The following is a 9,688-nucleotide window of genomic DNA, read 5'->3' as shown; positions in this document are numbered from 1 at the left end:
AACCTCACCCGTGAATGGGAGATTGACTATGCACAACAGCATAATATTCCGGTACCTGTGGTAAAAGACAAGCCCTGGAGTATTGATGAGAATATCTGGAGCCGGAGTATAGAAGGAGGACGGCTTGAAGATCCGGCATACCATCCCCCGGATGAAATCTACCATTGGACAACAAATCCCCGTGATGCCCCCGATACTCCTGAGGCGATCTCAATTGAGTTTGCAGAAGGAGTGCCGGTTGCAATAAACGGCGAAGCGATGGACGGCATATCTCTTATCAGGAAAATGAACGTGATCGCTGGCAGGCATGGAATCGGCAGGAATGATATGGTTGAAGACCGGATCCTCGGCCTGAAGGCACGGGAGAATTATGAACATCCGGCAGCAACCGTGATTCTGGCAGCACACAAGGATCTCGAGCGGCTCTGTCTTACCCGGCAGGAGCTGGCATTCAAAGTAGGGGTTGATGAGAAATGGTCCGAGCTTGCATACATGGGACTTGTTCATGAACCACTCTACCATGCGCTGAATGCCTTCATTGACACCACACAGAAGCGGGTCAATGGAACCGTCGATCTCGAGCTCTATAAAGGAAACCTCCGCATCCTTGGACGTTCCTCCCCTGACGCCATTTACTCGGATGATCTCGTTTCATTTGACAGCACAACCCTTGATCAGTCGCATGCTATCGGATACTCTGTCTTCTTCGGCCTTCAGGCACGAATGATACCAAAAAAGTAAAAAAAATTACTGGAGAGGTGCCCCGGCATTCGGGCCGGGGGCACAATCAAATATCTCGGTTACCGTGAGAATAAGAAGGGATTTCCCGGAGAGATTGGGTTTCTTCTCATGAAGTATCGCCCGCATCTTTTCCACGTTCTCCCCGCTCTTCTCAACTTTTACATCACATTTCAGCTGTGTGCATCCGCCAATCTCCCTGCTCCAGACATATAGAGCCGCATGGGGGTTCTCAAGCACGTTCTGAAGGGTCTTTTTCATAAAGTTGTCTCCTATCCAGATCGTCTTTTCGTCCATGACCCATACACTCCCCATTGGGGCAACATTGGGAATACCATCCTTTGAAGCGGTAGCCAGAGGAAGGATACCAACAGCAGTGATTGCTTCTTTTAGTTTCTCATCTATGAATGCCATAATAGAACACTCCGTTCTGTTGATATGATAAACGACGTGGATACATAAGGGTTGTGTCTGACAACCCATCTCTGATTATTCGATGAAGAGACTGGTTCTGGTAAAGCTGGTGTTGTCGAAGAGCCCCCGCTCGGTCAGTCTCAGTTCCGGAATAACGGTGAGTGCCAGGAAGGAGAGGTACATAAAGGGATTCTCAATTGCACCAAGCAACCGGGCATGATCGTCAAGCTCCCCCAAAGATGCCACAACTTCGGGATAGGATTGATCTGACATAATGCCGCCCCATGGAAGTGGTAAAATGGTCTTTCTACCATGGGAAACAACCACCATTGCCCCGTTGTGGGAGGCAACGGCTTGTATTGCGAGAATGATCTCAGAATCTTCTGCTCCAAGAGCTACAATGTTATGCGAATCATGAGAAACACTGACCGCAAGCGCCCCCCCGGCAAGACCAAAGCCACGGACAAGACCAATGCCAAAACCGCCTGCACGATAGCGATCACAGACGACGGCTTTTAGGATATCAGAGTGTGTATCAGGGAGATTCGGTCCAATGACGTCATGAATCTCAAGGCGGGTAGTGATCTGTCCGGGAATGATACCAATGACGCGTGCAGGTCCGGCTCCATTGATCTTCAGGTCATCTATCTCCGGAAGCCTGCAATTGAAGGTTGTCCGCAGTGGTGCGGGACGGGTGTAGGGAATATCCCGGATTTCAACTCCTCTCTTAAACACCCTCTCAACTGAGAAGCGATCAGACTCTTCAAGAACGACGAAATCTGCAATTCTTCCTGGTGCCAAAGCACCCCTGTCATGGAGGCAAAAACGCTCTGCAGGGGTGAGGGTTGCCATTCTGAGAGCAACTTCAAGCTCCACTCCGAAATCTTGGGCAATTCTTATACAATCATCAATTGAACCGGCAGAATCCAGCATATCGGCATGGCGATCATCTGTGGCGAATGCGCAGCGGGTGGCGGTCCGGCAGTCAGCGATCGGTATGAGATCCCGGAGATTGCGTGCAGCCGCACCTTCTCTCATGAATATATACATTCCTTTCCGGAGCTTTTCTAGCGCCTCCTCACGGGTGATACACTCATGATCGCTCTGTATCCCGGATCTGATATACCGGTCAAGGAGAGCGCCCGAGAGCATCGGAGCGTGGCCATCTATGATGTTACAGAGTTGCAGCTTGGCAAGGACATCCGGATCATCATTCAGAACCCCCGGTACATTCATCATCTCCCCAAGACCGATAACGCGTGGGTTATCAAGGAGAGGCGAGAGATCACCTGCCAGAAGCGTTGCTCCGGCTGAATCCATGGGAGTTGCCGGAACGCAACTCGGAAGCATAAAGAAGATATCAAGCGGTGTCCGTTCAGCATCATGGATCATCGCCTGTATGCCTGCTATACCGGCAACATTTGCAATTTCGTGAGGATCTGCGATCACCGTGGTCATGCCATGTGAAAGAACGAGCCTCCCATACTCCGCAGGAGTGAGAAGCGAACTCTCAATATGAAGATGCGAATCAATCAGGCCGGGAACGATACGCCTCCCTTTGAGATCAAGTACCCTTCTCCCATTATATTCTGGTCCAAAACCAAGAATCATGCCATCCCTGATCGCCAGGGTGGTTTCTTCCCAATCAGATGTGAAGGGGTTATAGAACGTTGCATTCTGAATGATCGTATCGGCAGAGAAGATATCAGGAGTCATAATCATTCAGATCATTGAACGTGAAAATCCAAAATCCTGCCTGCCAGTCGTTTCTCATTCTGAAAGAGCGTAATATGTGCTTTATAACTCCCCTCTGGCAGAGGGGCCGGAATGAAGAGAGCAAATTGATCGGGGCTGATGGAGACACTCTCAAGAATAAGCTGCTTCTCTTCCTGATGAAGCCCGCCCACATCATAGATCATTATCTGTACAAGGATATCCGCTCCTTCATTCAGATCAATCGGGATCACAAATCCTGAGTCCTCATAGGAGATTGCGCCAATACCTGCATTAGTCATACATCCGGCAGACAAGAAGCAGAATATACTTAATCCGATGAGAAGAGGAGCCATTGACTTCATTGTCAGAACGTAGCAGAGGAGATGAGATAAAGATTGCGATACAAACTCCCTCTATTCCGGATATCAAAAATAATCTGTGAAATAATTGTTTTTAGTTGAGCACCTATATATCCGACGAAGACAATATATGATTGATACCATATATGGATGATCTCAAACAGCTTAAAGACCTCATTGAAAAAACCCTCAAAATACGGTGTTCTCAATATAAAGAGGAATATATCAAGCGAAGGCTCCTTTCACGGATGCGAACCACCGGGACAGGTACCTATGATGAATATACACGGTATTTAAATAGTCATCCTGCAGAATGGGAACTCCTTCGTAATGCCCTCACCATCAATGTGACTGAATTCTTCCGTGATGCAGAGGTCTTTGAGATTCTGAGAAAAGATCTGATACCGAAGGTAATCGCCGAACATAATCGTATCAGGATATGGTGTGCCGGATGTTCCTCTGGTGAAGAGCCATACTCAATTGCGATGATACTGAATGAACTGCTCTCCCGTAAAAGCGGTGTGGCAGTCAGCATCCATGCAACAGATATTGATGAAAATATCCTTCAGAGAGCAAAGGAAGGTATTTATGAAGCAAAAACTGTTGAAAAACTGAATAGTGCGATCATCAGAAGGCACTTCAATCAACTTCCGGATGGAAGATATCAGGTAAAACAGGATCTGAAGGATATGATCCACTTCAGAAAACACGATCTGATGAGTGGAATCCCTGCATCACGGTACGTGGACATCGTAACCTGTCGAAATGTCACCATCTATTTCACTGAGGGGCAGAAGAATGATCTCGCAAAGACCATCCATAGTGCATTAAACACTGGAGGGTTTTATGTCATGGGGAAAACCGAATATCTGGGAAGGGAAGTCGAGCATCTCTTTTCCCATTATAACGCTCTCCAGAAGATCCTTATAAAAAATGAGATTCGCTAAATTATTACCAGAGTTTCTTTTGATCAAGAAGGAACTCGGGGTCTTCATTTCTTGATAGAGTCTTTAAACGCTCTTTTTTCATAGATCTCCGTTTGATCTCCATTGAGAGGGTAAAAAGATTGACCCCGATGAGTAGAATCACAAGGAAAAGACTGACCCATAGCAGTACTCCCTGTGTTGAGAGGAAGAGGGCAAAGAGCAGGACGACAAATGACAGGAGATAAAAAATTGCCCATGTCCTGAGCATCGGTATATCCATGACTTCTCATTCAGCACTTTAATTTAAAGAATCTTTCCCTTGATGCATGTAAGATGCCACCCTGATATCCATGGATCAGGATTCATCCGATCAACAGCTACATCTATTCAAACCACATTATAGTAGCAGTATGAACCGGTCAGATGTCATAATGGTCATTGCCGGTCTGGCTGTTGTTTTGATAATCGGACTTGCAGTACAGCAACCATCACTTTCACTTCCATGGAAGAGCGAAGCAGTTTTGGATCCATCATCTCCGGGGCCGATCTCAGATTCGATCTTTCTGACACCATTTGAACAGGAAGAGCCTTCATTTTCCTATCCTGTCTCTACCATACAGCTTGTCGACAATCCTTTTGGTTATCCGCGGGCATATATGCCAGGTACAGGTTCATTCCAGAGCCGGACATATCAGATCATAGATGGTGAACGTTACGAGGTCTTTCCTCTTTTTGGATCTGCTCCCTATACAACTGCACAGATTGAAGCGATTGCCACAATAGAGTGGATAACCGTTGGTCTTCTTGAACAGAGACGTGGAGGGGTCTCAACAATCTTCTCCATTCCTGAGACACCATTCCTGCGCATACGAACAGAAGTGACAGCTGACAGGTTTCCGGGACAGGCACAATTCCGCTATGTCCTCTGCGATGCAGAGACCGGATCGATCCTTGACGGTGGCGAGGTGATCGGGAGGGGTTCTATGAGAAGTGTTCTCGTTTCATCGAAAAAGGAGATGTATTTTATTATCTCTGCAACAAGTGTCGATGGTTACAGAATATTCCTTGAAGTACCACGGGAACATCTCTAAAAAAAGCGTAATGTTGCCATCAGGGGCAACAGGCATACAGGAAAAAGGGGGATTACTCTCCTGTATTCTCAAATAAAAGGATCTTTCAGACTTTCTCAATTGTTACCTTAATCCGATCCCCTGCCTGCAATCCATGACCTTTTGGTACATCAATATTAAACCAGAGAGATTCCGGGGGATCCTGGGACATCAGACAATCCTTTTGTTCATCAATGTGGGCGACAAACTCGATCGTCTCAACAACTTCGACAATATGCTGTGACATACTAGAAAAAGGAAGTGAAAGAATAAAAATTATATGGCTTTTGCAGTTACCATCCAGGTTGTACTGTTCGAGTAACTCCAGCGTTTGATCTCGAGATCATCACAGATCTCAGAGAGGATGGCAAGATTGGTCCCAACCTCTTTTGATGAGAGACCAAGATCATGGGCAATGTATTTCGACTTGAAGAAATGTCTGCCTTTCTGCAGACCCCCACGCAGATATTTCAGAATCCTGTCCTGGGTTTCGTTATACCTGTCACGAATGCTATCTGGCACAGTCATCTGGCTAACCTCTGGTGATAGTTTTGTGCTATATTACTATAAAGCATTTGTGGTTCAATCCATTCTCATAATCAAGTTTATACAGAATCTTATGCAATTGGTGCCTCACCGATCTTTGCTATGAGACTCTCGATCACCACATTTCTCATCCCCTCGACGAACTTTATGCTGCCAACAACAAGGTGTCCCCCGCCATTGACACCGCCTCCGGAGATCTCATCACGGAGTTCCCGAACCATTCTTGGGATATTCATCAGAACACCGCGTGAACGAAGGACAACAAAATCTGGCCCGATTCCAAGTGTGACAACCGGTTCCCCTGCATGTTCGTTGCAGAGAAGATCATGGATTTCACCTGACGTCTTTCCGGGTGGAGGGAAGGTAAATCGGTGTGCATACATCTCGACATCAGCCAGGAAGAGGTGTGCACCGGATGCAAGGATCCTTCGTTCGACATGTGGCATCAGGGTCTTCACCTGTTCTGCTATTGCCGTCTCAGCCTCTTCAACAAGGAGAGAGACAAGCCTCCTGTGCCTGAGGGGATTATTACTTAGATTGAGTATATCCTTAACAATCTCACGGCCGTCATTAAACCTCAGCCAGAACTGCTCATAGTCAAGAGCAAGAGCGATCTTTTTACACTCATCCAGGGGATATTCGTCAGCAACAAGCGAGAGGTACTGGGGGAGTTCAATTGAATCGCTTCGATCAGCCACCCCGGCGATTGCCGGAAGATGGCGGATACGCTCTTCAACAAGGGGATTGATCATTCGTGCAAGTTCGGTTCCGATCATCCCGGCAGTCAGTCCGAAATCCCCACCGACATGGTAGGGATTGACATGTGCCTGTAAGAACTGATCCACAATCTCGTCAGGATGATGGTGATCGGCAACAATGACATCAAGATCATAGACCTGTGCCACTTTATATGCCGGCATATCTTCTTCGGTTGAGCCATTATCCATCAGGAAGATGAGCGGGAGTTTCTGCCCAAACCGTATGGCATCCTTCAGCATGAAATCAAGGTCACGCGTTATATCCTCTATCTCATAGAAGGGAGCCTTTGAGGGTGAGCGTTTAAAGAGATAATACTCTGAATCGGTCTCGGAGATGTGTTCGCGAATCAGGGAGACAACTGCCGTCTCAACCGCAACAGCCGCAGAAATGTCGTCTGCATCGGCATGATGGCGAAGAATAATCGGCTGCTGGGTAAAGACGGCACGCCTGACGATCTTTGCAAGCTTTTTCATCTCGGGTCTCAGTTTCACAAGTGTGTCACTTTCAACAAGGAAGGGAATATCTGCTGGCTCGGCTCGTTTATCAAGTGCTGCATTAATCCGCGACCGTACCTGAGCTGCCTCTTCACCATCAAGGCGATTGAGAGAGGACACCTCAATCTGGAGCTGGTTGTTCCTCTTCATCACCTCTCCTGAGATCTGGACGATATCGCCGGTATCTGCCTCCGGGTAGGCCCTGACCCCTGCCTCGATGAATGCTGCGGCATTCTCGACTCCGGTCTCATCAATGATCGTGAAGATCGTCGGTCCGCTCGTCTGTTTCACCTGCCCGAGTTCACCTTCTACGGTAATCCGTCTGCCAACCTTGTCACCGAGATCGGAGAGGTGAGTCGTCCTTACAGCCCTGTTCACCACTGTTGTTTCATACTCGTCAAGGATGACTTCACGGAGATCGATATTGCCATTTGGGCGTACCTGTGCCACCATCACAAGAATGTCTGCCCGCTCCCTGTGCTGTGTCAGGGCATTACTCTTATGAATCAGCCCTTTTATTGAATTATTCAGCTGGACAAACGTGCCAAAGTTGGCAAAACCCTGAACTTTTCCAAGATATATATTCCCTTCCTGTACATCCTCAACCTCGCATCCAAGGCCAAGTTTATAGACTGTTTCTGTAGATTTACTCATATTTTAACTCCATTTATCTCTTTATTTATCATCAGGCTTGCAGAGCGCAAGCAACCGGCATTCGCCGTCACGGCGGCCCTTGGCGATGATGAAATCACCTTCATACAGCCGTACATTCTTTTTTGGACGATAGATCCATTTATCTCCCCTTTTAATTGCAAGGACAACCATTCCAGTTATTGCTCCAAGTGATGCCTCTTTGAGGGTTTTTCCCGAGAGGAACGATCCTCCCTTCACCTCAATCCGGGAGATGATTTCATCGGATTCACGGATAATCTTTTGGAAAATTGGGGGGATCTCAATATCACGCATGAGCACATCTACAATTGAGAGTGCCGCACTACAGATCGCATCGGCAAATGCCGACATGTGAAGAAGTCCACGCAGGTATTCCACATGATCCACCTTCTTTGCTGATTCAAGAACCCAGAGTTCAAGCTGGAGCCGCATCGAATCCATGCGTTCATTGAGCCATACCACCTCTTCAGCAATATCCTGACTATCAAAGAGAAGGGCGGTGTATGCAAGTCCTACTGCCAGTTCGCTGATATTTTTCATCTCAACGATCAGGAGAACGGCTCGATCGAGATCATCAAGTGCCTCTTCTATGAGTTCCTCATCTGGTGGAGGAGGTGATCCCAATAGTTTGTAAAGTGGTTCAATGCCATCTTCTGGTCCCTTTGCGAGGATGATATCGTCCTTCTTCAGGTACGTCTCCTTATCCGGATCATAGGTCCAGACACGTCCACGCCGGATTGCAATGATACGCATTCCTGTTGTACTCTGGAGACGGATATCACCGATGATAACACCATCAAGATCGCATCCTTCCCGAATCTCGGCACGGATAGTTACTTCTTCGGCTTCAGGAAGGGCAAGCCGCATTCTCGCAGGTATTCGAATGTCCTTCAGAAGAACCATCGCAATCTCAGAAGCGGCATTTGAGATCCGCTCTGCACCTTCGGCAATCTGAAGAAGACCACTCATCGATTCGGCCTCCTCCATCCTCCGCGCTCCAAGGATGCTGGTAATTCGTGCCTGATAGAGGAGGAGGTTCATCGTCTCTTCAAGGTTGACAACTTCATTTGCAATCTCCTTACTTTCAAAAAGGATTGCGGAATAAGCCAGATCTACCATTAACTCAGAGACATCCTTCATTTCAATAAGGACATTCTTGAAGTTGACAGGCTGACGATCAAGATCGAACATAACTTCATTACTAATTTATCTTTCACTACTTATCACTATAGCAATAGGTGGATCACCAGGATCAGGACACTTGCCCCGATGAGATCGATACTGCTTGTTACAACAGGTATCCCAAAGTTATCGGGATCATAGCCTGATGAGAACGATACACTTGCGGTAACATATGCCAGAATATTCAGCCCGGTTACAACTATCAGTCCTGAAAAGGTTGTAATAGCGACCATCAGAAAGAGTCCGGGGGTGTCAAGGTGCATCATCAATGCTGCCAAATGAGCAATCCCTGCCATGAGAGGCAAAATAATGAGTGCATACAGGTAATTATCAAGGAAGCCGGAGAATACCTCCCGCCCGGGAATGAGTCGTGGCTCTATCTCTCCCATATGCATCCCGGTGGCAAGCTTGGAACAGATGATCCCTCCAATCGCCCCGCATCCGTTCATAAACGGTGGAATGATGATCAACAAGGCGGCAGTTGCCACGAGATCCTCAAGTCCTTCCGTATAGATCACGCCGGCTATCGTTCCGAGGATACAGAGCGGAGCCAGGAGGGGGAGCCCTTCCCTGATAATTGATTGAATGGTATCTGTTCCCCGGAGGATTCCGACGATGCTGACAACTACCAGCAGGAGAACATTACCAAAGAGGATGAACTGCCAGGATAATGGAAGATTGACGACAATCACTGCTGATGTCACAAGAAGAGGGAGAGTGATCACGTCTCCGGCAGTTGTGACAGTCGGAGCACCCACAATATCGAGATCAAG

The 9,688-nt window shown here is 47.5% G+C and carries 12 protein-coding genes; 3 read left to right on the top strand and 9 right to left on the bottom strand.

Translation table 11 applies throughout. From position 1 onward, the window contains the following. Window positions 1-741: argininosuccinate synthase (argG, locus tag QCH34_RS02170; RefSeq protein WP_300329319.1), on the top strand; the 741-nt coding region annotated here is incomplete at its 5' end. Window positions 742-747: 6 nt separating this feature from the next. On the opposite strand, the gene QCH34_RS02165 is transcribed toward argG, so the two are convergent. From QCH34_RS02165 to QCH34_RS02155, 3 genes are all read right to left on the bottom strand, one after another. Beyond that, entirely contained in the window at window positions 748-1,152 is a 405-nt protein-coding gene (locus QCH34_RS02165; protein ID WP_300329316.1) for a pyridoxamine 5'-phosphate oxidase family protein, read from the bottom strand. A 75-nt stretch (window positions 1,153-1,227) separates the two neighbouring features. Further along, window positions 1,228-2,868: an adenine deaminase gene (gene ade, locus QCH34_RS02160; protein ID WP_300329312.1), complete on the bottom strand. Its 1,641-nt coding sequence runs from the start codon at window positions 2,866-2,868 to the stop codon at window positions 1,228-1,230. A gap of 11 nt (window positions 2,869-2,879) precedes the next feature. Beyond that, the gene (locus QCH34_RS02155; RefSeq protein WP_300329307.1) at window positions 2,880-3,167 is read right to left on the bottom strand and encodes a hypothetical protein; all 288 of its coding nucleotides are present in this window, start codon (window positions 3,165-3,167) and stop codon (window positions 2,880-2,882) included. Window positions 3,168-3,373: 206 nt separating this feature from the next. On the opposite strand from QCH34_RS02155, the gene QCH34_RS02150 reads away from it, so the two are divergent. Next, window positions 3,374-4,174 carry a protein-glutamate O-methyltransferase CheR gene (locus QCH34_RS02150; protein WP_300329304.1) on the top strand — a complete coding sequence of 267 codons (801 nt, stop codon included), beginning with the start codon at window positions 3,374-3,376 and terminating at the stop codon, window positions 4,172-4,174. A gap of 4 nt (window positions 4,175-4,178) precedes the next feature. Here QCH34_RS02150 and QCH34_RS02145 read toward each other — a convergent pair whose 3' ends face one another. Further along, window positions 4,179-4,433, bottom strand: a complete 255-nt coding sequence (locus QCH34_RS02145) for a hypothetical protein (protein WP_300329301.1) — start codon at window positions 4,431-4,433, stop codon at window positions 4,179-4,181. Between the two features lie 130 nt (window positions 4,434-4,563). Between QCH34_RS02145 and QCH34_RS02140 the strand changes: the two genes are divergently transcribed. Then, on the top strand, window positions 4,564-5,244 hold the full coding sequence (locus tag QCH34_RS02140; RefSeq protein ID WP_300329298.1) for a hypothetical protein: 681 nt from the start codon (window positions 4,564-4,566) through the stop codon (window positions 5,242-5,244). 85 nt (window positions 5,245-5,329) lie between these two features. Here the strand turns inward: QCH34_RS02140 and QCH34_RS02135 are convergent, their stop codons facing one another. The 5 genes from QCH34_RS02135 to QCH34_RS02115 form a co-directional block, all read right to left on the bottom strand. Further along, window positions 5,330-5,509 (bottom strand): hypothetical protein, encoded by a 180-nt coding sequence (locus QCH34_RS02135; protein WP_300329295.1) that lies wholly within the window; start codon window positions 5,507-5,509, stop codon window positions 5,330-5,332. 29 nt (window positions 5,510-5,538) lie between these two features. Then, window positions 5,539-5,790: a hypothetical protein gene (locus tag QCH34_RS02130; RefSeq protein WP_300329292.1), complete on the bottom strand. Its 252-nt coding sequence runs from the start codon at window positions 5,788-5,790 to the stop codon at window positions 5,539-5,541. Window positions 5,791-5,879: 89 nt separating this feature from the next. Further along, complete coding sequence (locus QCH34_RS02125) at window positions 5,880-7,715, bottom strand: OB-fold nucleic acid binding domain-containing protein (protein ID WP_300329289.1); 1,836 nt, start codon at window positions 7,713-7,715, stop codon at window positions 5,880-5,882. A 21-nt stretch (window positions 7,716-7,736) separates the two neighbouring features. Next, window positions 7,737-8,873, bottom strand: coding sequence for a TrkA C-terminal domain-containing protein (locus QCH34_RS02120; RefSeq protein ID WP_366898223.1), 1,137 nt, complete (start codon window positions 8,871-8,873; stop codon window positions 7,737-7,739). Window positions 8,874-8,959: 86 nt separating this feature from the next. Beyond that, a partial coding sequence (locus tag QCH34_RS02115) for a magnesium transporter (protein WP_300329282.1) occupies window positions 8,960-9,688 on the bottom strand: 729 nt, incomplete at its 5' end.

The organism is Methanocalculus sp., assembly GCF_029762515.1.
In the GTDB taxonomy this organism is placed as follows: Archaea; Halobacteriota; Methanomicrobia; order Methanomicrobiales; family Methanocorpusculaceae; genus Methanocalculus.
Note: the sequence above shows the minus strand (reverse complement) of the source record. Positions and strands in the feature narration are given on the sequence as shown.